Genomic DNA, 26,293 nt, shown 5'->3' with positions numbered 1-26,293 from the left:
TTTCTCTGTAACATACATTTCAAGCGAAAAAATTGTAAAATAATTTCATAAACTTTCTCTTATCAAGAGCAGGCTGAGGGATTTGGCCCTATGACGCCCAGCAACCGACCTATTCTTAAGTACATCTTTTCAGGATGGCTTAGATGGCACGGTGCTACTTCCAACAGGATGTTATTCATCCTGGAAGATAAGAGGTGTGAAGGATATCTGTCTTCAAGCCTCTTTCTTCGGAAAGAGGCTTTTTTTATGTCTTTTAATCACGAATGCTTCTATACATCATCCATTAGAAAGGGGACTTACACATGTCTTTTCAAGTTAAGTCGGGATATACACCATTTACACAAGAAAGCGTTGTTCACTTTTTAGTGCATCACAATTTTATCGATCCCTCTTCCCCCCTTCTCGTAAAGGAAATCGGGGATGGCAATTTAAACTATGTTTTCCATGTTCAAAACAAAGCAACAGAGGAATCGTGGATCGTCAAACAAGCTTTGCCTTATGCCAAGGTTGTTGGTGAATCCTGGCCACTGACACTTGACCGGTCGAGAATTGAAAGCGAGGCCCTCATACAAGCTCATTCGCTTGTTCCTGAATTTTCCCCAGTTGTTTATTTGCATGACTCAGAAAAAGCAGCAACAGTGATGGAAGATTTATCATCGCATACGATTTTGCGCAAAGGACTTATTGAAGGACGTGTCTACCCTGAGCTCGCAAGAAATGTCGGGACTTACCTCGCTCACACGCTCTTTTTCACCTCTGACTACGGTCTTGGTTCTGCAAAAAAGAAAGAGCTTGCTAAACGGTTTAGTAATCCAGATTTATGCGGGATCACGGAGAGTCTCGTCTTTTCAGACCCCTTTTATAATGCTGAAAGCAACGCATTTTCAGACGAAATTCGACCAGATGTTGAAATTTTGTGGGAAGATCAAGACTTCCTAAATGAAGTTGCTTCGCTTAAACATTCCTTTTTAACAAAAGGAGAAGCGTTAATACACGGGGATTTACATACAGGTAGCCTCTTCGTAACGGAGGGTTCAACAAAAGTAATCGATCCGGAATTTGCTTTCTATGGCCCAGCGGGATTTGATGTTGGGGCTTTTATTGCCAATATTACGCTTAGCATTCTCTCCCAGGAAGCCCATCGAACCGAGGAAGAAAAAGACGGATATCTAGCCTATCTCTTTGGTGTTATCACTGAAGTTTGGACCGTATTTGACTCTACGTTCCGCTCCCTTTGGGACACCCACCTTTCAGAAGATAACCGCTATTCCAGAGGTTATCTCAATACTCATCTTCAGTCTATTTTTGTCGATAGTATTGGTTTTGCTGGTTGTAAAATCATCCGAAGAACGATTGGACTTGCTCATGTAGAAGAAATTGAGACGATTACTGATCCAGAAGTAAAACTAGCAGTGGAAAGAAGAGCTTTAACACTTGGAAAAAAACTCATTTTAAATCGAAAGAACATCGATTCGATTAAATATTACATCGATACGATTAAGGAGGGCGTTTAAATGACTATCCCATCTCTTCAGTGGAAAGGAGATCACCTTTTACTGCTTGATCAGCGTAAATTACCACATCAAGAAAGCTATCTCAAACAGACGGCGATCGAAGATGTTTGGAATAGCATATCTTCCCTCGTCGTGCGCGGTGCACCAGCGATTGGAATTGCGGCTTCGTATGGTCTTGTTCTCTGGAGTCAACACGCAGAAACAACCGAACCATCAACTTTTAAAGCAGAGTTACTTAAGCAAGGAGAATACCTCTCATCTTCTCGCCCAACTGCCGTGAATCTCTCATGGGCGATCGATCGCATTGTTCGTGTGACTCTTCCTTTATCAACTGTCGAAAAAATGAAAGACGCGATTCTTCACGAAGCGTTACTTATCCATAAAGAAGATGAACTTGTCTGTCAACGTATCGGAGAACACGGACTTAAACTATTGAAGGATGGCGATACCATTCTCACCCACTGCAACGCAGGCGGAATTGCAACAGCGAAATATGGAACTGCCCTTGCTCCGCTCCACTTGGCTAAGCAAAACGGCCTCACGATTTCCGCGATTGCAACGGAAACGAGACCCGTTCTCCAGGGTGCTCGACTAACCGCATGGGAACTTGAACGTGCCGGTATCGACGTAACGCTTATTACGGATAGCATGGCGGCGCACGTCTTAAAAACAAAGAAAATCGCAGCGGTAATAGTCGGTGCGGATCGAATTGCAGCCAACGGAGACACAGCTAACAAAATCGGCACGCTCGGCCTTGCTCATATCGCTCAGGCTTACAATGTTCCCTTTTATATTGCAGCACCCATTTCAACGATTGACTATTCGATTCCTAATGGAGATGCCATTCCGATTGAGGAGCGTGATTCAAAAGAAATCACACACTATCAAGGAGAGCGCGTCGCGGCTGAAAATATTGAGATTTTCAATCCTGCATTTGACGTAACGCCACATCGCTTAATCAAAGGAATCATTACAGAACACGGCATCATTCGAACACCATTCGAAGAAAACCTTGCTCATCTTACTTTACCAGATATTGAAAACACGGAGGTACATTCATGAAACGTTTAGGACTTATGTTATCCATTCTTCTTCTCTTCGTTCTTGCCGCATGCACAAGTGAGCAAGATGCTGTAAGTGAACCTGAAGCAAGCAATAATGAAACAAATGAGACTGCCTCAAAAACGCAAGACGAAACATCGCAAACTTCATCTGACATTCCAAAAGAGGTGCAAAAACCGATAAAGATTGCTGCGATTATGCAAGCTTCTCTTGGAACATTCTCTTCCCAATATGTCAAAGGGGTTGAAGATCAGGTTGAAAAGTTTGGAGGAAGTGTCCAGGTTTATAATGCTGATAATGATCTTTCAAAGATGGCGACACATCTTGATACAGCGATCAATCAGAATGTCGATGCCATCTTAATCGATCACGGACGAGCAGACGCACTGGAACCAGGAGTGAAAAAAGCAGTAGAGAAAGGGATTCCTGTTGTCGTTTTTGATAGTGATATTAATGTCCCAGGCGTTACCGTCATCGATCAGGATGATTATAGCCTCGCGTGGGACACGCTGAAAAAACTTGCTCAAGACCTTAACGGCGAAGGCAATATTGTATACGTTTGGGTTGGAGGATTTGCACCGATGGAACGACGAAATGTCATCTACGAGGCATTCCAGGAGCGCTATCCAGGAATTAAGGAAATCGCTAAATTCGGAACGGCAAGCGCTAATACAGCTCTTGATACCCAGACACAAATGGAAACGATTCTAAAGCAATACCCAAACAAAGGAGACATTGACGCTGTATTTGCTCCATGGGATGAATTTGCTAAAGGCGCGACTCGAGCGATCGAGCAAGCAGGCAGAGACGAAATCAAGGTTTATGGCATTGATATGAGTGATGAAGACCTCCAAATGATGCAGAAGGAAAATAGCCCGTGGCTATCATCAGCTGCAACTGATCCAGCTGAAGTTGGACGTGTTCAAGTTCGTTTTGCTTATCAAAAAATCGCTGGAGAAGATGCACCTGACATCTTTTCACTTGATCCTCATCTTGTAAAGCAGTCCGATTTACCTGAAGAAACGATCTCCATGGATAAGCTTGGGGAATACGTTGACGGATGGGGTTCATCTGACGCTGCCACATCACCATGGATGGAAAAACGCGTTGAAGAGGCAGACACTAAATGAACCAATTAACGATTCATAATATATCTAAATCATTTGGCAGTACGACTGTATTAAAAAACGTCTCATTCACGATTCATGCCGGTGAAGTGCACGCCTTATTAGGTACAAACGGAGCAGGAAAAAGCACGCTAATGAAAATTGTCTGTGGGGACTATGAACGGGACAGCGGTTCAATTTCATATAACGGGCAACCCTTATCAATTCGAACTCCTTCTGATGCCAAAAAAGCAGGCATTGGCATTGTTGTACAAGAAGTGGATACGGCTCTCTTTCCTGCCCTTTCGGTAGCAGAAAATATTTGGGCTGATTCCGTTAATCAATCTCCTTTTAAACTTTACTCATCTAAAAAAGAGCGCAAAAAAACAAAGCAATTACTAGCGACACTGGGGATCCCTTTGAATCCAGATAAGCTTGCTTCCGATTGCACACTCTCGGAAAAACAACTGATTCTGATCGCTCGTGCAATGGCTCATGATGTTCAATACTTAATCCTTGATGAACCTACCGCGCCACTTAGCATAGAAGAAACACAACTTTTATTCCACCTGATTAACAGCTTAAAAAAGAAAGGTGTCGGTATTATCTATATTTCTCACCGTATGCCTGAAATCGAAGAAATAAGCGATCGATTTACGATTTTACGTGATGGTAAAGTTCATCTCACAGCTGAAACAAAGGCGGTATCAGCCGATGAGATTATTACCAATATGCTTGGTTCAGCGATTGGAAATAAGAAAGAACGAAAAAGACAAGTATCAAACCACACGTTATTTCGAGCTGAGAATGTTCATGTTCCAGAAACCGAAAAAAATATCAATTTGGAATTAAATCATGGAGAAATCATTGGCGTCGCAGGACTTGTAGGTGCGGGTAAATCCGAAACCGCCTTATCCTTATTTGGCGCCTCAAAGCCTCAAAAAGGGAAGATTCACCTTCATAATCGTACGTATCGTTTTCGCTCTCCTAGTGACGCCATTAATGCGGGTGTTTGCCTTATACCTGAAGAAAGAAGAAAAACAGGGATTTTACTGGATTTTTCGTTATCAGATAATTTGACGCTTCCTTCATTACGCCGTCACTCAAAAAATGGCCTACTCAACCGTAAGAAAGAAGAAAATTATGCGTCCAACCAAATCAATCAGCTTGGTATAAAAGCTTCTTCCACTCGGCAACCGATTCATCACCTGAGTGGAGGAAATCAACAAAAGGCGGCGATCGGAAAGTGGTTAGATGCAAATCGAAACGTATTTCTATTTGATGAACCTACTAAAGGCATCGACGTTAAAGCTAAATCTGAGGTATTGTCTCTCATAAAGCAACTCGCTGATGAAGGAAAAGGGATTCTCTATTTTTCAAGTGAAATCGATGAGCTTTTGGAGATTTCCGATAAAATTCTTGTTATGTACGACGGAGAAATCACAGCGACCTTAACTGGTGATAACATGAATCAATCAGCCATTATGCAAGCAGCAACAGGAGGTACAACAATTGAAATCAGCAGCTGAATTAGCACATACACAGAAACAAAATGCTCTCGTCACACCTTTTAAAAATAAAATAGTTCATTTTTTTGTGAAATACGGCACACTGCTCGTCATATTAGCGCTTATTGTAAGTTTCACCTTGTTGAACGATCGGTTTCTAACCTATAGTAATTTCGCTGATATACTTCGGTCCATCTCGATTGTTACGCTTGTTGCACTCGGGGTAACGTTTACACTTATTGTAGGAGGATTTGACCTTTCAGTTGGATCGACAGTTAGTTTAGCAACCATTGCAAGTGCTGCCTCCCTCGTATGGTATAGACAGGAGCTTCTTATAGCCCTTCTTATCCCGATTCTTTTAGGAATAGTCATTGGTTTGATCAACGCATTCATTACAATCAAAATCAGAATCCCTGATCTTCTTGCAACACTTGCTGTCATGTATATTGTAAATGGTATTCAATTAACTTACACAAAAGGCTTTTCAATCTACAATAATATGCCAATGGATGACGGTACAACGGCACCAGGCAAGTTTATCCCCTCATTTCTCTTTATTGGACAAGGGGAAATAGCAGGCGTCCCGTTCCCCGCTATTTTTATGATTTTTTGTGTCATATTGGTTCACCTTTTCCTTACGTATACGCGTGCTGGTCGATTGCTTTATATGACAGGAAGTAATCGCGAAGCAGCAAGGCTTTCAGGAGTTGCTGTGCAGCGATACCGTACTCTCGCTTATGTGTTAAGCGGACTATTTGCTAGTATTGCTGGCATTGTACTCGCATCTCGTATTGGTACAGGCCAGGTTTCTGCTGGCGCCCCACTTCTAATGGACGGTGTGGCTGCAGCATTAATTGGCTATTCTGTACTCGGTGCTGGTAAACCAAACGCACTCGGTACTTTTGTAGGGGCTGTCTTGATCGGCATTCTTCTCAATGGATTAACGATGTTAAATGTTCCTTACTATGCTCAGGATATTATTAAAGGGACCATTTTAATAGGGGCACTTGCCTTTACGTTCTATCAAAACAAGCGCGAAATTAAAATGTAAAAGAAGCGATGCACTGCATCGCCTTTTACCAATTCAAGGGATAATTCCCTATAGGAAGACTCGTTTCTCCTGAAAAATAATGTTCGTGGTTTTCTTTTGACACCGTTTCCCCGCTAAACTTATGATAATGACCACCCTTTGCTAATAAAATGGGTGGTCCAGATTCTACGCTATAGCGATGTTGATGGCCTTCCTCTTCTATCGTTATCCCTTCAATTCGATGAACATGCTGATCAAAAGAGCTGCCGTTTATAGGAAAACTGAATCCTAAAATCTGAAAATGCTGATGATTAAACCGCTTTTCTAAATTCCCTTTAAAATAATGAGCGTGAGCTTCTGGTAATTCAAATCCCTTAAACAAAATTTCTCCTCCTTTCTTCCCATCTAGCATGTATGCAACTCAAACGCTTAACTCGTTTATTCGAATAGGAGAAAAGCTTAGAAGTAGAAATGACAAGGAGATCCATGTGAAAGCACGAATACCATACATAGATCAATTAACCTTAGCTAAAGAGAGGTGACATATGTCTTCTTTCCATATTTATGGACATAGAGGTTCGTCAGGTACACACCCTGAAAATACACTCATTTCTTTTCAAGCGGCTCATAAAGCTGGTGCTCAAGGAATCGAGCTCGATGTTCAATTAACGAAAGACCTTGTACCTGTTGTAATTCATGATGAACGACTAGAGCGTACGACAAATGGCATTGGTTTTGTAAAAGACTTCCTATACGAAGATTTAGTTCGACTAGACGCCGGTCAAGCTTTCTCAAGTCGCTTCCAGGGAAACTCTATACCTTCTCTAAAAAGCGTTTTAGAATGGATTACTTCCACCTCCCTTATGTTGAATATAGAGCTAAAAAATGGTCAATTTCCTTATGACCACTTAGAAACAAAGGTACTTGAATTGCTGACACATTATCAGCTTTATGATCGAACCATTATCTCTTCCTTTAATCACTATAGTATTCAGCGGCTCACTCAAAAAGGCTGCAAAGTTGAAACCGCTATTCTCCTCATGGAAAAGTTAGTTGAGCCGTGGGATTATCTTCAACGAGTTGGTGCCAATAGTATCCACATTGAGTATGGTGCGATTGATGAGTATTTTATAACTAATACACATAAGCGCGGTATCCCTGTTCGTGCTTTTACTGTCAATGATCCTCATCAAATAGCTGCGCTCAAAAAAACGGGATGTTCCGCAATATTTACTGATTTTCCTGCAGTTGCGATGCGGTCCATATAACTCCCTTCTTTAAAAAGGGCGTTTGCCTATGTCCCCAATCTTACTCTTCCACATAGGTTAGTAAGGAAGCGACACATATTGACGGGAGGAACGAGACGATGAGTGGATATGGATACGGTCAAGGTTTCGCGTTAATCGTAGTTTTGTTTATTCTTTTGATTATCATTGGTGCATCTTACATTTATTAAAAAAAAAAGACTTCCGCAATAATAAGCGGAAGTCTTTTTCATATTTGGGGGAATTAACAATCTCACTAAATTAAAGTGTAGTATTTGGAGATGTCTTCGGGTTCACTGTTGTGCTACCAGGTGTACGCGTTTCACTGCCAGGAATGTTTGTTGGCTCATATTCATTTTCATTCGAATCTGTTACTTCCTGACCAGCATCCTTCACTTTACTTCCAATATCCTTGAGATCTTCACTTGCTTCTCTTGCTGAAGAAAGGACTTCAGTTGAATCTTCTTTCACTTGATTCACCTGGTCTACCACATCATCATTCACCTTTTCATAGAGGGCTTGAGCATCATTCATTGCTTCTTTTAAAACAGAAGAAGCTGATTGAATCCGATCCATCCAGTCGTCTTTCACTTCGCTCGGATTTTCTTTCACACGAGTATAAAATCCTTTTGAAGAGTCCTTGAACGTGCCTGCTGATGATCTCACTTTATTTCTAGTAGTTGAATCAAGCATCGCTACCGCGCCACCTACAATAGCACCTACCAAAATACCTTTTACAAGCTTACCATTCTTTTCATTATTTACAGTCGTAGTCGTTGTTTGCATGATGATTCCTCCTATTATCTTTCTTAGTTTGCTTAGCTATTTTTTTACTTTCCCTTTATGTTAAAAGCTAAACTAATAAATTTGGCCTGAACTTCCAACTTCGCATTGGAAAGTTCCTCTGTTATAATAGACAACGTTGAATGACAGCAGTTCGTAACCTTCCTGCTTCATCAAAACTAAAGGAGGATTATTAATGAATAGTATGGATAAAGCTTGGCTACCCTCTTCTGGTCCGATGCCTCGCCCAGAGAGTGTGGAGCAAGCAAGAGAAGTGATAAAAAACGAATCATTCGATGCACCGAACGTACAAGAAATTACGTTTAATGCACTTGAATTTACAGCGGTTTGCCCTAAAACAGGACAACCTGACTTTGGTCGAGTTGAGATTTCTTACGTACCTGATGAGAAATGCATCGAGTCTAAATCTCTGAAATTTTATCTCTGGTCTTATCGTGACGAAGGAAGCTTCTGCGAGACGCTCGCTGCACGTATTGCAGACGATGTTGTATACGCAATTGACCCTTTAAAAGTAACCATTACGGTTTATCAATCAGCACGTGGCGGTATCGAACTTAAAACGACAGCCATTCGTGAGAAAGCAACGCAATAAAATGAAAAATCAATTCATCGACCGAAATCTTGTCCTGTTTAATGTTCTGTTTGCGACCTCGATAGTGATCGCAAACGTCCTAGCAGGAAAAGTGGTGATGATCGGAAGCTTTGTCATCCCAGCGGCCGTTGTGATGTATGCCTTTTCGTTTCTTTTCACAGATATTATTCACGAAAAATACGGTAAAGAAGAAGCGAAACGAACGGTTCAGTACGGCTTTATCGCTCAGATTTTCGCAAGTATCATGATCTACCTTGGTATGCTTCTTCCAGTAGCACCATTCGCAGCCGATACCCAGGCTGCTTATGAAATATTACTAGGTCAAAACTACCGGTTTGTTCTAGCAAGTCTTGCTGCGTACCTCGTGTCTCAACACGTTGATGTCTACGTCTTTTCTCTGTTAAAGAAGCGAACTTCTGACAGGCATAAATGGCTACGTAATAATGTAAGTACATTTACTTCTCAGCTTTTAGATACAACGATTTTCATTACAATTGCCTTTGCAGGGACTGTTCCTAACCTATGGGTGATGGTTCTCTCTCAATTTGTCATTAAAATGGCTCTGGCTCTTTTAGACACGCCAGTTTTTTATCTTCTTACAAGATTGACTGATACAAAACAGCAAGTTAACAACCAAAACCCCCTGGATGCATAATCCAGAGGGTTTTTCGTTTACAATCCATTTTGATTCGCTAATGTCATTGTTACGGTTTGCTGTTGTCCATCACGATAGAACGTTACTTCCATTTTGTCCCCAACTTCTTTATTCGAGTATAAATACTTCCGTAGAGAAGCTGAATCTTTTACTTCTGTATCATCCAGCTTAATAACTACGTCCCCTTCTTTTAAACCCGCTTCCGAAGCAGGTGAGTTAGGTGCAATTCCCATTAATACGACTCCACTTTCTACATCTTCCGGAAGATTAAGCGTGCCAGTCCAATATTGCGTTGGCACTTCTGCTAATGAAGCAGGCGTTACACCCATTACGGGACGTTTCACTTCCCCAGTCATTTCAAGCTGCTCAATGATTGGCTGTGCATCCTCAATTGGAATCGCAAATCCAATACCTTCTACTGTTTCTTCGGCAATTTTTGAAGAGTTAATCCCGATCAACTGCCCTTTTATATTAATTAATGCACCACCGCTATTGCCGGGATTAATTGAGGCATCCGTTTGAATCACATCTGCTTCGTAATCAGGCTGTCCATTTTGGTCAAGATCCACGGGAATGGTACGACTTGGGTTACTAATAATTCCCTGTGTTACAGACCCTTCGAGGAAACCTAATGGATTACCGACTGCAATGGCTGGTTCTCCAGTTTGAAGATTTGATGAGGAACCAAGTTCTGCGACGGCCTCGACATCTTTTGCATAAATTTCTAAAACAGCTAAATCCATTAATGCATCTGTTCCAAGTACCTTTGCTTCAGCCTTTTTTTCATTACTTAACGTTACTTCTACCGAAGAGGCGCCTTCGACTACGTGATTATTTGTCACAACATAGGCCTTACCACCTTCATTCTTATAAATCACTCCAGACCCAGACGATGCTGCTTGACCTGATTGACCCGAAGGATCTTCTAAAGAAAAACCACCGCTCTGATAGCTTGTTATACTAACTACTGCATCCTGTGCCTTTTGTACAGCTGAAGTAATATCTGAGGACACGTTATATGCCACATTCGAGGTTTCTACATTTCCGCTAGCTGTTACCGCGTCTTGATTCGTTGATGGCTGGTCTGTGTTAGAGACATAAGGCGCAGCAACAAGCATGATGGATGCTCCTACAATGGCGCCAAACGTACTTGAAAGAAACCAGTTCCTTCCACTTTTTGTTTGTTTCATTCTTGTTTCATTATTATCATAGTAACCCATGAATCGGTCACCCTTTCTCCCCTTTGATTTGTTTATAGTCTTATTTTAACGAGAGGTGACGGTGATTTCGCAAATATGTGATAGTTTTGATATTGTTTGATATTTCACGTCATTTCATAATGTAATTACCCTGATTAGTTGATCCATTAACACCTGAGTCTGCTGAGTGAAGAGGAAATTTTAGAATAGGGTGGGCAGATTTTTTATCAACTACAAAAAAAACCCTGCATCGGCAGGGTTTTACATATATTCATTTTCTTTTATAAACTTTTCTTCATCAATTTTGTTTTTTAGGAGATGCGGTTCTACTGTTAATTTAGATAAACCAATGCGGTCCATCACGTTGTTCATCTCTTCTTTACCCTCATTACTTTCCTTATCTGGAAAAGCCCAGCTAACGAGAGCACTAGCCATTTCAATGGCGTATCCTTTATTGCGATAGTCAGGAATTAAATGATACCCAACTTCAAGATTGTTTGTCGCTTCTAAATTGTTATATCCCATCGTACCAATGACTTTTTCATCTGAAGTATGAATTAATATTCCTTCCCATCTATGGCTTGAAATAGTGCCATCAGTTAGATGAAAAGGTAAAAATTGTTCAAACTGAACGTTATTAAATTCTTCCGGTACTTCGACATGCAAAAGCTTTTCTAGTTCCTTCTTATTTGTCATTGCTTTGATCAAATCAAAAGAGAAAGGAATGATGGTCAGACGATCGGTCTGAAGATAAGGCATTTTCTCTCAAAAGTCCTCCTTGTGAGTTTATTTCATGTGGTTGAAAATGACTTTTTACACTATACCTTATTGCTTTACTTACTGTAAACCATACCCCGTACAATCAATAATAAACGAAATCTTCTCATTATTACGCTTGCTTTGTCCAGCTTAATAATAGGATATGCACTTCATAAGAAAAAGCTGCTACAAATGTAACAGCTTAATGTGTTCTTTTTGAATCTTTCACAACTTCCTCTTCTTCAAATTCAGCAAGACCATTATTCAATAGCTCTTTATACTTTCCAGCTATTTCTCCCGAAATGATTTCTTCTTGTTCTAGTTGGTTGATCTTATCATACTGAGCGTAAAGTGAGTGCTTTCTTAACGTTATGAGCTGACTTTTCTTAAGCTCCGGATACTCCTTTAACAAGACCTCAAGTTCTCGGTGACTTTTATCAATTTCATCCTGGTAACGATTTAGCAATTCAGAATAAACTGGTTCAGGTACGAAAAGCTGCGTCTTTACTTTCTTAATCTCTGCTACTCCCGCTTCATAACGATGCAAATTAGCAACGATATGTTCATACTCTTTTGAACCGCTGTGCTTTGCTCTTAGACCAAAATAACTAATGAGTGGCTTAATGGTTAATCCTTGTATCACTAAAGAGAATAAAACAATACTGAAGGTAAGAATTAACACCGTATCTCGTCCGTCAAAATCGCCTGGTAAGCTAAGAACAAGAGCTATCGATAAAGAACCTTTTAAACCTCCCCAGTTAAGAACATGTCTCCATGACCATGGAAGGCCTTTGACGAATAGCGTACTGCCATAAACCGCAATACTTCTTCCAATAAGCACGATTAGGAGCGCAAGACCAATTGTTCCCCACTGATCAGAAAAGTTGATACGTGTAATCTCTAGACCAACCATGAGAAACACAATTGAATTCGCTAGCAATGCAGCTACGTCCCAAAAGTTATTAATATTTAATCGGGTAGTTGGACTCATACCTACTCTTGAGCCAAAGTTACCAAACGTTAATGCTGCTACAACGACGGCAATAACACCGGAAACATGAATGCTTTCTGCAGTTAAATAAGAACCGTAGAAAAGAAGGATACTAAAAATAATTTCAAGTGGATAGTCATCAAAGTACTTCGTAAGGATGGAAATGGCATAGCCTAAACCACCACCGACCAGTAATCCACCCGCTACAACTTTTACAAATTCAAAAGCACCGCTCGTTAGTCCTCCCCAGCCCATATCGAGATAGGCTAGAAGAGAAAAAGCAGATATTTTAAACAGTACAACCGCAAGCCCATCATTAAACAAACTTTCTCCTTCTATAACTGTTGAAAGCTTGTGATTTACCCCCATACTTTTAAAAATCGATAATACACTAACAGGATCAGTCGCACTCATTAATGCCGCAAATACAAATGCTACTGGAATTGATAACCCTAGTAGAAAATGGGTAGAAAACCCAATCACTAGAAAAGAAAGAAAGGTTCCCCCAAAAGCCAGAGCGAGGATCGGCTTTTTGTTTTGATTTAAATGCTCAAAAGGTAATTTCAAAGCGGCCTCGCCTAGAAGCGCTGGAAGGAAAATCGTTAAAATAACGAAATTAAAAACGTCTCCCTCAGTAATAAACATTTTAAGCGGCTCAAGTACCGGAATGTTAAATAATCCAATTAATGTTCCAATGATGACGAGGGCAATGGGATATGGTTGCTTTAGTTTTTTTGCAATAGCCGTAATACCAGCCGCAATCATCGTAAGAATAAGTCCGAGTTCAAATATGTGATGCATATCTAAATGTTCCATTTTGCGCCTCCGATCCTTAATCTGCTTTCATTATAACCATTATCAAACAAAATTGGGAAATAACTCAATCACTTATTAAGCAACAATAGTTTTTCCCCCTACAACACTCTCTTCTTTTTCCTTCTTACTATTTCCATCATTCGATCATTCATCCTCCTTCCCCTACCCTCTTTCCTTTAGAACAAAGCAAAAAAAAAGAAGAGTTCTGCTTGAACTCTTCTTTCAATCGTTTAATTGACGCCAACTTGATTCCATGCGTTTGCGACTGAATTATATGTCGAACCTGTTCCATAAAGATCAGTAGTCGCTTGAAGTAACGCCGAACGTGCTGCACTAAAGTTCGTTGTAGGTGTCATATAAAGACTTAATGCGCGGTAGTAAATTTTCTCGGCTTTTGTTTTCCCGATACTTTGAATCGTTAAATAAGCTGCTTTATTTGGAATCCCACTATTTGTATGCACACCACCATTATCTGAGGAAGTATAATAGTAGTCATCCATATGTGACGGTTGTCCATATGCTTCTGGATTTGATAAGCTTCTTAGCGCATCCCCTGACTTGTTAGGTGTGTAGACATCTTCACCCATAAGGAAATCTCCAGGTTCAACGAAATAACCAAAAACATCCGACATTGATTCGTTAAGTGCCCCTGATTGATTTTGATATCGAAGACCTGCAGTTCTTTCAGTCACCGCATGAGTAATTTCGTGTGCGACAACATCAAGGGCTCCTGACAGTGGTGCGAAAACTGACCCATCACCATCGCCATATACCATTTGTGAACCATTCCAGAAGGCGTTGTTATAATTCGAGCCATAATGTACGGTTGATCGAATTGTTGCTCCATTATTATTAAAGCTATTGCGATTATGAGTATTCTTATAATAGTCATACACGACTCCGGCATTATAATGGGCATCAACTTCAGCACCTTGAGAGCTAGAGGTAAACGCATTGTTACTATCTACCGCATAGCTTCCCGGAAGTGACGTTCCATTATTAGCCGTTCTCGTTTCAATAACGCCGCTCATTGGCTTTGTTGTGTCATAAAGATAATACGTGCCATTTGAGTAGTAAGTATTGAGAGACTTATAGTTTCCGAGAATGCCATACCCATATCCTGTTTCTGCACCGTCAGCAACTGCATTATAAGCATCTACAACCGAGCCATCCCGAGCGTCAACATAGACCTGCCAGTTTGCTGGATACGGATCAATGAACTGAAGCTGCACTTTATAAGTAAGATAATATTCGTTATCTTTCTCATAAACGACCTGTTCACTTTTCTCTACCATATCAGAGACATCGGACTTTCGAACAAAGCTCGGCTCATCTGTAACGACGTTTTGAGGTTTTACATCAATATGTTCCCATGCTTTTTTAACTGCATCTTTTTCTGAAAGCTTTGCTTCTGAACTTCCTTTATAATTCTGAGCAGCTTCTGGATGAAGGTTACCATTCACTGCTGTTACTTCGCCGTTTTCATCCGTATGTACGATGAATTTTGCGCTGTCGATTTCAACACCCTTAACTGTTTGAACGTACTCATAGTGTGTCATCCCTAATTCATCGGTTGTTTCATTTACTAGCTTTAGATCTTGTGTCTTTACTTTAAAAAGAGATTCATTCGACTTAAGGTATGATTTCACTGCCTTTTCTGTTTTCACGCTTTTTTCGGATAGATTACCAGATAAAAATGATGGTACCTTACGCTCTTTTTCCCAATCTTGTTTCACGATCTCCATTTTTTCAAGAGCTTGTTTCTGCTCCGCATTTAAATCTTTAGTAGAAGCGGCTGAAGCAGAAGGAAGGGCAGATCCAAATGCTAAGCCAGTTGCTAGAACAACAGCAATTCCTTTTTTCATTTCTTTTCCTCCATTTCGGAATAATTAGAATTTTTGGTACATTTGTAGATTATCACAGTATTTTAAGGATTTGTATTGGGAAATATGTAGGAAAACGTGAGTTTATTCGCTGTTTTTAGAGATTCAATTTCCCAATAACATCTTACGGAACGTCATGGTATAATCTTTTTGAAAGGAATTAATTGTAAAAATATTACTTTTATAGGTGGAAAAATGAAAATAAGACAGGCTAATGGCCTGCCCTATCAACGAATCATAACAAGTTCTCATTCTAATGTACTACGTTCCATATACTCCATTTTTTAAACGTGTAAGCTTTTCTCCCTTTGTTTTTTCAATAAAACAGGCGCCTTATCCAGTCCACACCTTCTTCTAATCTTACTCCCTTTCTTAAAAATGAAATAAATGTCACATAAGGAAATGACTTCATCCATGTAATTTCTCAACCCTCTTCGTTATCAATTCAATATAAACAATCGTTATTTCATGTGATCGTAATGAAATGAAATCCTTTTACATAAACTTGATACAACTATGAACAAGCAGGTGAACCTCTTATGTATAAAAAAATAGTTGCTGTTGTTATAGGAAGTATCTTAGTTGGCTCAGGTATCAATGCCTTTCTAGTTCCCAACCACCTTATTGATGGTGGAATGATTGGAATCGGCTTAATTGTAAAATACATATGGGGTTATCAAACCGGTCTTACCATCATTTGTTTAAGTATTCCTCTTTATATTATTGCGTTCCTCTACTTTCGCCCTTACTTTTATAATAGCCTCCATGGATTATTACTATCTTCTTTTTTTATTGATCTTCTTTCTCCCCTTCGATACGCCTTTTCTTTTCCTATTCTGATCAGTTCCATATTAGGAGGCTTTTTCGTAGGTACAGGGATTGGAATTATGTTGAAATACGAGACAAGTACAGGTGGAACAGATTTGCTCGCTCAATTTATCTCCCGCATCGTTACGTTAAATGTTGGAATCATCATCTTTCTAATAGATGGTCTTGTCATCCTTATTGGATCCAAAACCATTGGATTAAATGCTTCGCTCTATTCTGCTGTTACTATTTTTGCAGTTGGTATTGCTACTAGCTTATTAACTATTAAGAAAGAAGCCTTATAGAAGCGCTGTGAACTGACACAGCGCTTCACTTTTTTACTTATTTACTTTCTCCGTTCCCCAGTAATGTTCGCTAATGACATCTGCAATGGCTTTAACCGTTCGACTAAGTTGCTCAAGGTTATTGTCCACTCCACCCATTTCAATCAACATAGCATTAGGAGATAAGTCTTGATTATAAATGCCATCTACTCCTTTTCCTTTTTTACTAATTACCCCCCTGCTTAGCCCTGGAAATTCTGCTTTTAGCGCAGCATGTAATTCTTTTGCAAGCGCGAGATTCTTCTCGTAATTGGGATTTTCTTCTCCAATAACAAAAACTGTTCGAGCGTATTCCTCATTGTTAATTGTAACCGTTGTATCCTTCGCTCTTAATGAATCACGATGAATATCAATGAATAAGTTAAAATCATCATTGCTTGCTACCGCAGACTGTACGATCGTTCTCGATACATCATAAGCACTTCCATGCTCAAGGCCCTTTTCATTTAATAGGGCTCCCATGTTTGAATCGTCAACTTGTGCGCCTATCCCCCGATCCTCTAGTTCTTCACCTAACAATTTTCCAACTAGCGTAATGTTGGTTTTCCCATCGTTCGCTAAATCAGCATTTTTTTCCCCTTCAAGACCTAATAACGGCAAGTAAGACTCATAGCTATGTGAATGATAAATAAAGGCCACTTTCTTCCCATTCGTTGTTTGAAGCGGCGGTGTAACCTGATCTTTTGAATCTTGAATTTCTAATTTCTCCGTAGGTACCTCTCTTTCTTTAAGTAAATCATCCAAAGGTGGAGCGGATTCGACGGGAAGGTTGGTAAAATTCGTTCCCTCCCCAGCAACGTGGATTTTAGCATCATATAACGCAAAACCAGGGAGTTCCCCCCCTAGAAGACTCCTGATATCGCCTGGCTTAACGCTCGTAATAAATTGAAACATGACTAGAGAAAATGCTGGCGGCTCACTCTCTTCAGGTAATACCTGAGTTAAATAATGATTCTCAGTCCCCATTCCATATACCATCGCTTCTGTTGAAAAGCTTGTGATCCAATCATGTAGCATAGAAGAGGAGAGCTGGTATTTCGTTTCTGACGATGAAATCACACCTGCTACAATAAACAAAAAAATAAGTCCTGATACTGTAAAAAAAGAAATCAAACGAATTTGTCTACTGCTTGTATCACCAAACAGCCTTGGAGAGCTGCTTTTCATTTTATCTCCTCCCTTTCATTCACTTCACACTCTATGTCTATGAATTCGCACATTGAAATAGAAGATTTTTTTACTAGTTCTCATAGATACATAATTCAGGAAGAAATAAGCAAAATATATTTGATAATTGAATGTTAGAAAAGTATGATAAAGATGAGGATACAGGAGGTGAACAGAATGGGTAAATCATCCGCTTATATTACTGCAATAATTTTGTTCCTAGTTATGGTTGTAGGCTTTACATACTGGCTTTCCACAACCGAAGAACACGCTGGTGGAAACGAAGCCAGTCATGGTGAACAGGCCGAAGAAGGCGGCGGTGAAGAAGGCGGCGATTCCGCTGGAGGTGGAGAAGCCGAAAAAGTATTTGCACAAAACTGCGCGTCTTGCCACGGTGAGAACCTGGGAGGCGGTGCTGGACCAGCACTAGAAGCCGTTGGTGGTAAATATTCGAAAGATGAAATTCTCGATATTATCAAGAATGGTAAAGGTGGCGGCATGCCCGCTGGTTTGATTCAAGGTGAAGAAGCTGAAATGGTCGCTGCTTGGCTTGCTGAGAAAAAATAAGAACGCTTTCTTGAAACTCTCTATCTAAAAAGGTAGAGAGTTTTTTCAATACTTTTTGAAAGCGTTATCATAAAATAGCTTAGTTTCAAGATGTTATGATTGAGATATCCATCATTCCACTGTATAATAAAGCTGTAATCATTATAACGAACTATCTTCGGGGCAGGGTGTAATTCCCGACCGGCGGTGAAGGATATGCAATTCCTCAAGCCCGCGAGCCTGTTTTTTGGGCAGGATCTGGTGTGATTCCAGAGCCGACAGTATAGTCTGGATGGGAGAAGATGGTGGAGTAGTAAGCTTTCTTTGAAATTTAATAGAAGCTTGCTTATTTCCCCATGCCGTAACCATGAGCCCCATACTCATGGTTTTTTGTGTGCATTGGGACCACATCTCCTTTTTCGGTGGTTCGAAAAAAAGGGAGCAATGTCAAAATGAAAAGTGTCTCAAAAACGCAACGCATGATTGTAGTTGCGATGTTCAGCAGTATCTCATATTTATTAATGCTTTTAGATTTCCCACTGCCTGGATTTCCCGTCTTTCTTCAAATCGATTTCAGTGAAATTCCAGCGCTATTTGTTGCCATACTATACGGGCCAGTTGCAGGGATACTTGTAGAAGCGATTAAGAATTTCATTCACTTTGGGATACAGGGAAGCTTCACCGGTGTACCGATTGGCCAAATATCAAACTTCATTGCTGGAGTTTTCTTGATCGTACCAACTTCTTTAATCTTCCGTAAATTTAATCAAACTCAGAAAGGATTAGCACTGGGATTGACGCTCGGAACGATTCTAATGTCAGCGATGATGGGATTGTTGAACTATTTAATTATTCTTCCGGCATACACATGGTTTATGGGCTTTGAAGAAATGTCTGCTTCTGCCCGTCAGGCACTTGTATTAACCGGTATTACACCATTTAATCTACTAAAAGGTGCAATCGTAGCTAGTATTTTTGTTGCCTTTTTCATAAAATTAAAACCCTGGTTTGCTCGTCAAACGAGAGTTGCTTAACGATCAAAAACCGAACCTTATCTTGGTTCGGTTTTTTTGTTTTTTCAGCCATCATTAGCATGAAAGAATAGAATGTCCAAAAGGGATTTTTCCATTTATTGTCGAAATAGGTTTAAAAAGCGCTAGGAGGAATTAAAAATGCTATCTATCGATTGGTTAGAAAAGTCCACAATCCTCGATATCCAACAGGCTATGCTTGCTCATAAGTTTACTTCAAAACAGCTTGTTCAATTTTACCTTAATCAAATCGCACATCATAATCACAGAGTTAACGCCATTCTAGAAATTAACCCGGATGCATTAATGATTGCAGACTCACTTGATCGAGAGCGCAAAATGAAAGGAGCAAGAAGCTCATTACACGGAATTCCAATTCTACTTAAAGACAATATCAATACAGGTGATCATATGCATACAAGCGCCGGCTCACAAGCTCTAGCTACTTCCTACGGGAAAGATGACGCCTTTTTAGTGACAAAGCTGAGACACGCTGGAGCTGTTATGTTAGGCAAAACCAATATGACGGAATGGGCGAACTTTATGAGTGATAAAATGCCGAATGGCTACAGTTCAAGAGGTGGTCAAGTACTTAATCCTTATGGACCAGGTACTCTTGATGTTGGAGGATCCAGTTCTGGGTCAGCTGTTGCAGTAGCTTGTCATTTTGCTACAGCTGCGATTGGAACAGAAACAAATGGATCCATTCTAAGCCCATCAAGTTCGAATGCTGGCGTTGGCCTTAAGCCCACAGTTGGCGCAATTAGTCGTTCAGGAATCATTCCAATCTCTTTTTCACAAGATACCGCTGGTCCAATGACCCGAAATGTTACCGATGCAGCCATTCTACTCAGTCATTTATCAGGGGAAGACCCTTTGGATCATGCAACAAATACCATACCTAATTATCAAGATTATACACCTTATCTACTCCCTGTTTTATATGAAGAATTGAGAATTGGAATTGTCCAGAACGGCTATTATGATTCCATGCATGCTGAAGAACAAGAGATTTTAAATAGAGCAACCGAAGACCTAAAGAAGATTGGTTGCTCAATCTTAAAGGTTGATCAACTATGTTCTGATCAAGAAATGCTTGAGCAAGACTACCAGGTCTTACGATATGAATTTAAATCCGGCGTTAATAGCTATCTAGCAAAAAACACAACATCTTCTTTAAGTGACCTTCAATCAATTATTAATTACTATCATCAAAACCCATTAGCTCTTCCGTACGGACAATCCCTTTTAATCGAAGCAAACGAAACGACCGGATCTTTAACCGAAGCACAATATTTGCAAAGTCGCCTCCAGGATTTATCTAATGCAAAAGAAAATGGTTTAGACAAACTCATGCAAACCGAGAAACTAGATGCATTGCTATTTGTAGGAGCTTACGGCTCAACACTTCCTGCAAAAGCAGGCTATCCGTCTATAACCGTCCCTGGTGGCTTTACTTCAAACAAAAAACCTCTTGGTATTACCTTCACTGGGAAGCCGTTCAGCGAACCGCAACTAATTAAGCTCGCTTATGCCTATGAACAGCTTTCTCATCAACGAAAGCTTCCAGATTGGTTAGACAGCACTTCAACCTTAAGAAAAGCGCGAGCCTAATGGCTCGCGCTTTTCTAGTGAAGCTTTTACTTTTCGATCGTTACCCATTTAAGAGAAGAATCAGCACCAAACTTGTGGATATGATAGTTCTTCACGTAATCTTTCATGATAATCGCTCCGCCACCCTGATAAGTAGGTAGGATCGCCGTATCTTCTTCGATTAGAATGCGCTCTGCTTCTTGCATCATTTCCCAGCGCTTCTGCTCGTCCGTCTCAGTTTTAGCATCAGTAACCAGCTTGTCATACTCTTCATTAGAGTAATCCATGCGGTTATAGGCGCCATCTGTTTCAAACATATAGATATAAGTCATTGGATCTGGATAGTCTGGTCCCCAACCACCAGTTGAGATATCAAAGTCTCCAGCATCTTCAAGGTCAAGGAACTGCTTCCAAGGCTGTTTGTTAATTGTGATTGTAAGACCGTCTAACTTAGACTCAAACTGATCTTTCGCATACTCTGCGATTTTAGATGCAAGGTCACTATCCGTTGTAAGGAATTCAAGTTCAACTTTATCAGTACCTAGAGCTTCTAGCCCCTTCTTCCAGTACTCAGCAGCGTCATCAGCAGTTTGATCTGCAAGATAGCCGTCTGGAGCTGGCGCACGGAAATCTTCGTCGTTAAGGAACAAGAATTCTTTTGGTACAAGGTAACGAGCTGCTACTGAACCGTTGTTTAGTAGTACATTTACTAGACCATCACGGTCATACGATAAATAAAGAGCTTTACGAATATCATTGTTAGCAAGTGCTTCGTTCTTCTGGTTCATACGTAGGAAATAAATTGTTGTATCAAGGATTGTTGTAAAGTCTTCGCGATCTTTAAACTGATCAACGAAATCTGCACTAAGACTAGCACGATCAATGCTTCCAGTCTCATAAAGATTAACACGAGTTGCTTCGTCTTTTACAATTTTGTAATTTGCTTCTTTCAACTGTACTGTGTCAGCATCCCAGTATCCATCATTTTTAGCAAGCTTCCAACCTTCACCGTGATTCCATTCAGCTAGCGTAAATGGACCGTTGTAAAGCATTGTATCTGCTTCAAGTGAATAGTTCTCGCCTTGCTCTTCAGCAAATTCCGAAGGTTGTGGATAGAATGATGCAAATGTTAATAGATCAAAGAAATAAGGAACTTGTTGCGTAACCACAACTTCAAGTGTTTTCTCATCTACTGCTTTCACACCAAGTTCTTCTACTTTACCGTATAGTGGATCGCCTTCAGTAATAATTTCATTACCATTTTTAATACCTGCAGCACCCATCATTGATGCATATCCGCCCATCGTATCTGGGTGAATAATTTTGTGCCATGCATATACGAAATCGTCTGCTTTCACTGGTGTGCCATCAGACCAATTCGCATCTTCACGAATTTTAAATGTATAAACAGTTTCGCCGTCTTTTTCTTCAACTTCTGGCTCTTCCGCTGCCATACCTAGGACAGGCTTGTTATCTTTATCAAGACGATAAAGACCTTCAAATACCTGGTTCATTGCATTAAATGCAACAGTATCTGTTGCCTGCGTTGAGTCCATAGTCGGGATATCCTGTGTATCTGTTAAGTTTAGAACCTGTTCCGCTGATCCTTCTGAGCTATCGCTATCTCCGCTTGTCGCTTCTCCTTCACTGTTTGTGTTGCTTGAAGTGTTCGAATTACCGGAACACGCTGCAAGGAAAAGGCTTAACAACAAGATGACCGAAAGCAAAAGCGAAAACTTTTTCTTCATTGTGTTACCCCCTATTTGTTTGTACCATTCAGTTAAGGTCTAGCTTTACGTAGACCTTTGTGTTATAAATTCAAACGAAGTTCTTCGATTGGGAAACCATTGCGAGATCTATAACAGGGAGGTCATATCACTCAACTTATGTAAACCATCATCGATTATCGTTTGAATATTAACAATTAACTGAATGATTAAACTTATTTTAAATTTCAAAAAACTTTCTGTAACCATCCAATTTAGCCAAAAGTATACCATCCAATTTGTTTTTTTCTACAAAAATATCCGTCAAACGGCTTAAAACCTGTGTATATCGTGAATTTCTCCACTCTAATTTTTTGAAAATTTTATACAATTTTCTCTATTTTTCTCTATAATAGTAGTGAGGTGGTGGACAATGGCGAGATTTATACTCAATCCAGAGAGCAGCAAACCGTTGTACAAACAAATCGTTGATTACTATGAGGATTCCATTATAAATGGCTCTCTCCAAACGGGGAATCCTCTTCCTGCTGAACGCGATCTAGCCGTCCAACTAGGTGTCAATCGAAGCACTGTTACGACAGCTTACGCTGAATTGAGGGCTAGCGGACTCATTACGTCCAGGCAAGGAAGCGGGACACGAGTCAGTTCAGATGCAGCAGATTTCATTCCCAGTCATTCTACAACGTGGAATAAACTTCGAAATCAGCATTTATCGGAAAATACGACACTATTTACCCATTCTTCTAACTATATGAATGATCCCTCGTTCATTAACTTGAACGCAGGAGAGGTTGCACCAGATTTATGTCTTGCACGAAATGCTTATGATTTAACTGCTTACACTACTAGTAAAGAACAATTTTCTTCAACTATGTTTCAAACCAAACATATGATTAACCGCTTTATCAATCAATCAGTATCTACTGAAAACATCGTTCTGACCTCTAGTCTCGAACAAGCGATACTTTTATCAGTGAAATGCTTTCTAAATCCTGGTGACGTAATTGCCGTCGAAGAACCAATAAACCCTTCCCAATTAAATTTATTTCTAGCTTCTGGCATTCACGTTATTCGCTATTCAGCTGATCGCCCTTTAACAAATCATCATTTCCAAAGGGAAGGAATCAAACTAATTATTGCAAATTCAATGATGGAGCACCATTTTTCCCTAACACAATCATCAACAATCCAACAAAGAAAAAAATTATTAACACAATATGAAAAAATCGGTATTCCAATACTAGAAATAGTGAAAACGTCTTTGCTTACAGGGTCTTACGATAATGATAGCTGCTCATATTATGAACTTGGTACCGACCAAAAACTCGTTGTACAAGTAGGACACATTACTGGTATTTCCCCCGGTTTAAGTATGGGGTGGGTTTTAGGACCAGAGCATGTTATAAAGCGTTTATCGGCGCTTCAAATTCAACTTAGCATGACCCCTCCTCCCGTTTTTCTTGAAATTGTTCATAACATTTTATATTCAGTTGAAATTCATGAGCATTTTGAAGAGGTGAAAGAGGAATTACGTGCAAGGAAAAAACAAGTACTAAATAAATTAGATGCATTAAAAGACCAAATAACAATTTTAGAAAAAGGTGACTCTACTTCCATCTGGTTTGATTTTAAACCAGCGTTAAACCTTCAAGAATTGAGGGATATACTTCTAGAAGCTCATGTATTGCTGTCACCTTCACTCTATGAAGGTGCTGTAAGATTCAAATTACCTCTTACAACTGTATCAAAGGACAACCTCTTTGAAGCCACAAGCCGTCTCGTTAGCGCGCTAAATACTTTGCACATCAGGCAGTTTGCAGAAATTTACTAATGGATCGTAATAATAAACGATTTAAAATGGAAGAAAAAGAGCTTAAAACAATCTAAAAAGCGCTGCTCATAGCAGCGCTTCGTTGTTATTTCTTTTTCTTTTTTCGTTTAGAGTCGTACGTTATCCCTACTTCAACTCCTGTTCCCTGTCCTTCTGGTTGGGATGAAGCCAGGCCATTGGTTGTAGGGTTTGCTTTATGTTTTGCCATTCTTCTCACCTCCACCTTATAGCCTAACCCCAGCCTCTCTTTCTTATCCGCTGATTCAGAAGTCGGAGAGATGAGGAAGTTAAGCTATAAGGTAAAGTGGGACTGGGAAAATCCTTGCTCGTTCATAAAAACTTCTACTTGCAACTTATGGTGATCATCGTGCTCAATAAGACCTTTTATATAACCTGTAAGACAGATTGGATACTTCTCAATATAAAACGTGTTGCTCCACTGAATCGGTTCAAATTGCTGAAGGCGGGCCACCACTTGTCTTCGTGCTTGTATGGTTTCAGCAACTAAATTTTCTTTATTTAGACCAGATAACGCATACTCTGCTGCGCGCTGATTTACTTCTTCAACGTTATCAAGTTTAGGCAAATTAGCTTCCATTTCAATAAAAGGAATTCTTTCTTTAAGAAGATAATTGTCCCACATCATGATATGGGACAGGATTTCAGCTGGAGACCACTTGCCTTGCTTGATAGGCTGAAAGAAGATGGTTTCGCTCATCTCCATCGCAGTCGATTCTAACCAATTAATTAGCGAAGCATAATCGTTTAACACAGAGCGCTCATCCGTCATTTGGTCGTCTCCTTCCTAAATTAAAGATCCTAGCGATTCTTTCTAGTTCGATCTCCAGCGATTTTTTTCCACTTTTTCTTCTCTTCGAGATGAGCCTTCTTATTTGTTTGTCGCTCAAGAAAAGCTAGCTCACGATGGAATTTCTTATAATTCTCAAGCCTTCTTTCTTCTAACATTCCTTCCTCTATTGCATTTCTCACTGCACATTTAGGTTCACCTTCATGTTGGCAATCTCTAAAACGACATTTCTCTGCAAATGCGTCAATATCAGGGAAGCTTTGAGAAAGATGATCGGTTTCCCAGAGCTGAAGTTCTCTCATTCCAGGCGTATCAATTAGTACGCCACCTGTTTGAAGCGTTATCAGTTCTCGACTAGTCGTGGTATGCTTTCCTTTGCCGTCATCTTGGCGAATATCTTGTACAACTTGAATTTCTTTGCCATATAATTTGTTTATGAGCGTAGACTTACCAGCACCTGATGAACCTAACAAAGCTGTGGTAGTTCCCTCTGTTAAATACACTTTTAACTCATCAATCCCTTTTTTGGTCGCCGAACTCACTACGTGGATCGGTACACCTACAGCAATACTATAAAGAGCACTTACTTTCTGTTCCACATCAGTACAAAGATCAGCTTTACTGAGTACAATAACCGGCTTTGCACCGCTTTCCCACGCCATGACAAGGTATCTTTCAATACGACTTGGGTTAAAGTCCTGATTTAATGCATTGACAAGAAAAACCGTATCAACATTAGCTACAATAATTTGTTCCTCAGTTGTCGTCCCTGCAATTTTTCTTGAAAACTTACTTCTCCTCGGTAGCAGATCATGAATAATTGCTTTGTTATCCGTTTTAGGAGCAATAAGGACCCAGTCACCAACTGCTGGCAAAGCATCACGCCGTGTTACTTCAAATCGGAACTTACCTGAAAGTTCTGCTGCATAAGAACTTTCTCCTGTAGAGACGTTATAACCTCCACGATGTTCTACTATAACTCGAGCTGGTATAAATCCATTTGCTATAGCTTGATAATTGTCTTCAAAGTATGAATTCCAACCTAATGTTATTCGATTCAATTGAAAGCCTCCTGATTAATAAGTGTAAATATGACAAAAAGCCGTACAGTGGTGTCGGCTCTTATCCTACAATCAGCGTAGATGATTAGCTGATCGAGTATAAAAAAACCATAGACATAGCGACACAGTCGCACAGCCCATGGTTTTTGATCTTATTAATCAGAAGTAAGAAAAGACTCCTACCTTACCAATTG

General features: G+C 40.0%; 25 protein-coding genes and 2 riboswitches. Of the genes, 14 read left to right on the top strand and 11 right to left on the bottom strand.

What is annotated here, in order from left to right; all coding sequences use genetic code 11:
• The first annotated feature begins 56 nt into the window (after positions 1 to 56).
• Positions 57 to 194: riboswitch (SAM riboswitch) on the top strand.
• A gap of 108 nt (positions 195 to 302) precedes the next feature.
• Genes mtnK through ATG70_RS21965 form a run of 5 tightly spaced genes read left to right on the top strand, consistent with a single transcriptional unit; the run spans position 303 to position 6,241 of the window.
• On the top strand, positions 303 to 1,514 hold the full coding sequence (gene mtnK / locus ATG70_RS21985; RefSeq protein WP_098446582.1) for an S-methyl-5-thioribose kinase: 1,212 nt from the start codon (positions 303 to 305) through the stop codon (positions 1,512 to 1,514).
• Positions 1,515 to 2,576 carry an S-methyl-5-thioribose-1-phosphate isomerase gene (gene mtnA, locus ATG70_RS21980; protein ID WP_098446581.1) on the top strand — a complete coding sequence of 354 codons (1,062 nt, stop codon included), beginning with the start codon at positions 1,515 to 1,517 and terminating at the stop codon, positions 2,574 to 2,576. It begins immediately after the preceding gene.
• On the top strand, positions 2,573 to 3,706 hold the full coding sequence (locus ATG70_RS21975; RefSeq protein WP_098446580.1) for a sugar ABC transporter substrate-binding protein: 1,134 nt from the start codon (positions 2,573 to 2,575) through the stop codon (positions 3,704 to 3,706). Before mtnA ends, ATG70_RS21975 begins: the two co-directional genes overlap by 4 nt.
• Positions 3,703 to 5,211 (top strand): sugar ABC transporter ATP-binding protein, encoded by a 1,509-nt coding sequence (locus tag ATG70_RS21970; RefSeq protein WP_098446579.1) that lies wholly within the window; start codon positions 3,703 to 3,705, stop codon positions 5,209 to 5,211. The genes ATG70_RS21975 and ATG70_RS21970 overlap by 4 nt, the downstream gene beginning before the upstream one ends.
• 52 nt (positions 5,212 to 5,263) lie before the next feature.
• Positions 5,264 to 6,241, top strand: a complete 978-nt coding sequence (locus ATG70_RS21965) for an ABC transporter permease (RefSeq protein WP_098446648.1) — start codon at positions 5,264 to 5,266, stop codon at positions 6,239 to 6,241.
• A gap of 25 nt (positions 6,242 to 6,266) precedes the next feature.
• On the opposite strand, the gene ATG70_RS21960 is transcribed toward ATG70_RS21965, so the two are convergent.
• Positions 6,267 to 6,602, bottom strand: coding sequence for a YmaF family protein (locus ATG70_RS21960; RefSeq protein WP_179886376.1), 336 nt, complete (start codon positions 6,600 to 6,602; stop codon positions 6,267 to 6,269).
• A gap of 163 nt (positions 6,603 to 6,765) precedes the next feature.
• Between ATG70_RS21960 and ATG70_RS21955 the strand changes: the two genes are divergently transcribed.
• A complete protein-coding gene (locus tag ATG70_RS21955; RefSeq protein ID WP_098446577.1) occupies positions 6,766 to 7,488 on the top strand; it encodes a glycerophosphodiester phosphodiesterase in 723 nt (240 codons plus the stop codon).
• Positions 7,489 to 7,586: 98 nt separating this feature from the next.
• Entirely contained in the window at positions 7,587 to 7,676 is a 90-nt protein-coding gene (locus ATG70_RS21950; RefSeq protein WP_098446576.1) for a YjcZ family sporulation protein, read from the top strand.
• Positions 7,677 to 7,746: 70 nt separating this feature from the next.
• Here the strand turns inward: ATG70_RS21950 and ATG70_RS21945 are convergent, their stop codons facing one another.
• Positions 7,747 to 8,271, bottom strand: a complete 525-nt coding sequence (locus ATG70_RS21945) for a YtxH domain-containing protein (protein ID WP_179886375.1) — start codon at positions 8,269 to 8,271, stop codon at positions 7,747 to 7,749.
• 193 nt (positions 8,272 to 8,464) lie between these two features.
• Here ATG70_RS21945 and queF point away from each other — a divergent pair, with 193 nt between their 5' ends.
• Positions 8,465 to 8,881, top strand: coding sequence for a preQ(1) synthase (gene queF, locus ATG70_RS21940; RefSeq protein WP_224884454.1), 417 nt, complete (start codon positions 8,465 to 8,467; stop codon positions 8,879 to 8,881).
• A 1-nt stretch (position 8,882) separates the two neighbouring features.
• On the top strand, positions 8,883 to 9,536 hold the full coding sequence (locus ATG70_RS21935; protein ID WP_098446575.1) for a queuosine precursor transporter: 654 nt from the start codon (positions 8,883 to 8,885) through the stop codon (positions 9,534 to 9,536).
• A 17-nt stretch (positions 9,537 to 9,553) separates the two neighbouring features.
• Here the strand turns inward: ATG70_RS21935 and ATG70_RS21930 are convergent, their stop codons facing one another.
• The 4 genes from ATG70_RS21930 to ATG70_RS21915 all read right to left on the bottom strand — a co-directional run bounded on the left by ATG70_RS21930 (position 9,554) and on the right by ATG70_RS21915 (position 15,166).
• The gene (locus ATG70_RS21930; RefSeq protein WP_098446574.1) at positions 9,554 to 10,756 is read right to left on the bottom strand and encodes a S1C family serine protease; all 1,203 of its coding nucleotides are present in this window, start codon (positions 10,754 to 10,756) and stop codon (positions 9,554 to 9,556) included.
• A gap of 240 nt (positions 10,757 to 10,996) precedes the next feature.
• Positions 10,997 to 11,494 carry a GNAT family N-acetyltransferase gene (locus ATG70_RS21925; RefSeq protein ID WP_098446573.1) on the bottom strand — a complete coding sequence of 166 codons (498 nt, stop codon included), beginning with the start codon at positions 11,492 to 11,494 and terminating at the stop codon, positions 10,997 to 10,999.
• Positions 11,495 to 11,696: 202 nt separating this feature from the next.
• On the bottom strand, positions 11,697 to 13,301 hold the full coding sequence (locus tag ATG70_RS21920; protein ID WP_098446572.1) for a cation:proton antiporter: 1,605 nt from the start codon (positions 13,299 to 13,301) through the stop codon (positions 11,697 to 11,699).
• Between the two features lie 230 nt (positions 13,302 to 13,531).
• Positions 13,532 to 15,166 (bottom strand): M4 family metallopeptidase, encoded by a 1,635-nt coding sequence (locus ATG70_RS21915; RefSeq protein ID WP_098446571.1) that lies wholly within the window; start codon positions 15,164 to 15,166, stop codon positions 13,532 to 13,534.
• A 557-nt stretch (positions 15,167 to 15,723) separates the two neighbouring features.
• Here ATG70_RS21915 and ATG70_RS21910 point away from each other — a divergent pair.
• A complete protein-coding gene (locus ATG70_RS21910) occupies positions 15,724 to 16,296 on the top strand; it encodes a YitT family protein (protein ID WP_098446570.1) in 573 nt (190 codons plus the stop codon).
• Between the two features lie 33 nt (positions 16,297 to 16,329).
• Here the strand turns inward: ATG70_RS21910 and spoIIP are convergent, their stop codons facing one another.
• A complete protein-coding gene (gene spoIIP, locus ATG70_RS21905) occupies positions 16,330 to 17,502 on the bottom strand; it encodes a stage II sporulation protein P (RefSeq protein WP_098446569.1) in 1,173 nt (390 codons plus the stop codon).
• Between the two features lie 177 nt (positions 17,503 to 17,679).
• On the opposite strand from spoIIP, the gene ATG70_RS21900 reads away from it, so the two are divergent.
• The 3 genes from ATG70_RS21900 (at position 17,680) to ATG70_RS21890 (ending at position 20,693) form a co-directional block, all read left to right on the top strand.
• Positions 17,680 to 18,069 (top strand): c-type cytochrome, encoded by a 390-nt coding sequence (locus ATG70_RS21900; RefSeq protein WP_168212280.1) that lies wholly within the window; start codon positions 17,680 to 17,682, stop codon positions 18,067 to 18,069.
• A gap of 149 nt (positions 18,070 to 18,218) precedes the next feature.
• A riboswitch (FMN riboswitch) is annotated at positions 18,219 to 18,356 on the top strand.
• 144 nt (positions 18,357 to 18,500) lie between these two features.
• Positions 18,501 to 19,082, top strand: a complete 582-nt coding sequence (locus tag ATG70_RS21895; protein ID WP_237438720.1) for an ECF transporter S component — start codon at positions 18,501 to 18,503, stop codon at positions 19,080 to 19,082.
• Positions 19,083 to 19,220: 138 nt separating this feature from the next.
• Positions 19,221 to 20,693, top strand: a complete 1,473-nt coding sequence (locus ATG70_RS21890; protein ID WP_179886374.1) for an amidase family protein — start codon at positions 19,221 to 19,223, stop codon at positions 20,691 to 20,693.
• Positions 20,694 to 20,719: 26 nt separating this feature from the next.
• On the opposite strand, the gene ATG70_RS21885 is transcribed toward ATG70_RS21890, so the two are convergent.
• The gene (locus ATG70_RS21885; RefSeq protein WP_098446568.1) at positions 20,720 to 22,420 is read right to left on the bottom strand and encodes a peptide ABC transporter substrate-binding protein; all 1,701 of its coding nucleotides are present in this window, start codon (positions 22,418 to 22,420) and stop codon (positions 20,720 to 20,722) included.
• A 391-nt stretch (positions 22,421 to 22,811) separates the two neighbouring features.
• On the opposite strand from ATG70_RS21885, the gene ATG70_RS21880 reads away from it, so the two are divergent.
• Complete coding sequence (locus ATG70_RS21880) at positions 22,812 to 24,230, top strand: aminotransferase-like domain-containing protein (protein WP_098446567.1); 1,419 nt, start codon at positions 22,812 to 22,814, stop codon at positions 24,228 to 24,230.
• Positions 24,231 to 24,315: 85 nt separating this feature from the next.
• Here ATG70_RS21880 and ATG70_RS21875 read toward each other — a convergent pair whose 3' ends face one another.
• From ATG70_RS21875 to rsgA, 3 genes are all read right to left on the bottom strand, one after another.
• Positions 24,316 to 24,438, bottom strand: coding sequence for a YuzL family protein (locus ATG70_RS21875; protein ID WP_098446566.1), 123 nt, complete (start codon positions 24,436 to 24,438; stop codon positions 24,316 to 24,318).
• A gap of 84 nt (positions 24,439 to 24,522) precedes the next feature.
• A complete protein-coding gene (locus ATG70_RS21870) occupies positions 24,523 to 25,020 on the bottom strand; it encodes a DinB family protein (protein WP_098446565.1) in 498 nt (165 codons plus the stop codon).
• Between the two features lie 29 nt (positions 25,021 to 25,049).
• Positions 25,050 to 26,099, bottom strand: a complete 1,050-nt coding sequence (gene rsgA / locus ATG70_RS21865; RefSeq protein WP_098446564.1) for a ribosome small subunit-dependent GTPase A — start codon at positions 26,097 to 26,099, stop codon at positions 25,050 to 25,052.
• Positions 26,100 to 26,293: the final 194 nt, after the last annotated feature.

The organism is Bacillus sp. es.036 (genome assembly GCF_002563635.1).
Taxonomy (GTDB): Bacteria; Bacillota; Bacilli; order Bacillales; family Guptibacillaceae; genus Guptibacillus.
This window is presented reverse-complemented; position numbering and strand designations above follow the sequence as displayed.

Bases quoted from the DNA above. Each gene is read 5' to 3' on its own strand.
- mtnK (WP_098446582.1), top strand. From the start codon at position 303: ATGTCTTTTCAAGTTAAGTCGGGATATACACCATTTACACAAGAAAGC.
- mtnA (WP_098446581.1), top strand. From the start codon at position 1,515: ATGACTATCCCATCTCTTCAGTGGAAAGGAGATCACCTTTTACTGCTT.
- ATG70_RS21975 (WP_098446580.1), top strand. From the start codon at position 2,573: ATGAAACGTTTAGGACTTATGTTATCCATTCTTCTTCTCTTCGTTCTT.
- ATG70_RS21970 (WP_098446579.1), top strand. From the start codon at position 3,703: ATGAACCAATTAACGATTCATAATATATCTAAATCATTTGGCAGTACG.
- ATG70_RS21955 (WP_098446577.1), top strand. From the start codon at position 6,766: ATGTCTTCTTTCCATATTTATGGACATAGAGGTTCGTCAGGTACACAC.
- ATG70_RS21950 (WP_098446576.1), top strand. From the start codon at position 7,587: ATGAGTGGATATGGATACGGTCAAGGTTTCGCGTTAATCGTAGTTTTG.
- ATG70_RS21945 (WP_179886375.1), bottom strand. From the start codon at position 8,271: ATGCAAACAACGACTACGACTGTAAATAATGAAAAGAATGGTAAGCTT.
- queF (WP_224884454.1), top strand. From the start codon at position 8,465: ATGAATAGTATGGATAAAGCTTGGCTACCCTCTTCTGGTCCGATGCCT.
- ATG70_RS21935 (WP_098446575.1), top strand. From the start codon at position 8,883: ATGAAAAATCAATTCATCGACCGAAATCTTGTCCTGTTTAATGTTCTG.
- ATG70_RS21930 (WP_098446574.1), bottom strand. From the start codon at position 10,756: ATGGGTTACTATGATAATAATGAAACAAGAATGAAACAAACAAAAAGT.
- ATG70_RS21925 (WP_098446573.1), bottom strand. From the start codon at position 11,494: ATGCCTTATCTTCAGACCGATCGTCTGACCATCATTCCTTTCTCTTTT.
- ATG70_RS21920 (WP_098446572.1), bottom strand. From the start codon at position 13,301: ATGGAACATTTAGATATGCATCACATATTTGAACTCGGACTTATTCTT.
- ATG70_RS21915 (WP_098446571.1), bottom strand. From the start codon at position 15,166: ATGAAAAAAGGAATTGCTGTTGTTCTAGCAACTGGCTTAGCATTTGGA.
- ATG70_RS21910 (WP_098446570.1), top strand. From the start codon at position 15,724: ATGTATAAAAAAATAGTTGCTGTTGTTATAGGAAGTATCTTAGTTGGC.
- spoIIP (WP_098446569.1), bottom strand. From the start codon at position 17,502: ATGAAAAGCAGCTCTCCAAGGCTGTTTGGTGATACAAGCAGTAGACAA.
- ATG70_RS21900 (WP_168212280.1), top strand. From the start codon at position 17,680: ATGGGTAAATCATCCGCTTATATTACTGCAATAATTTTGTTCCTAGTT.
- ATG70_RS21895 (WP_237438720.1), top strand. From the start codon at position 18,501: ATGAAAAGTGTCTCAAAAACGCAACGCATGATTGTAGTTGCGATGTTC.
- ATG70_RS21890 (WP_179886374.1), top strand. From the start codon at position 19,221: ATGCTATCTATCGATTGGTTAGAAAAGTCCACAATCCTCGATATCCAA.
- ATG70_RS21885 (WP_098446568.1), bottom strand. From the start codon at position 22,420: ATGAAGAAAAAGTTTTCGCTTTTGCTTTCGGTCATCTTGTTGTTAAGC.
- ATG70_RS21880 (WP_098446567.1), top strand. From the start codon at position 22,812: ATGGCGAGATTTATACTCAATCCAGAGAGCAGCAAACCGTTGTACAAA.
- ATG70_RS21875 (WP_098446566.1), bottom strand. From the start codon at position 24,438: ATGGCAAAACATAAAGCAAACCCTACAACCAATGGCCTGGCTTCATCC.
- ATG70_RS21870 (WP_098446565.1), bottom strand. From the start codon at position 25,020: ATGACGGATGAGCGCTCTGTGTTAAACGATTATGCTTCGCTAATTAAT.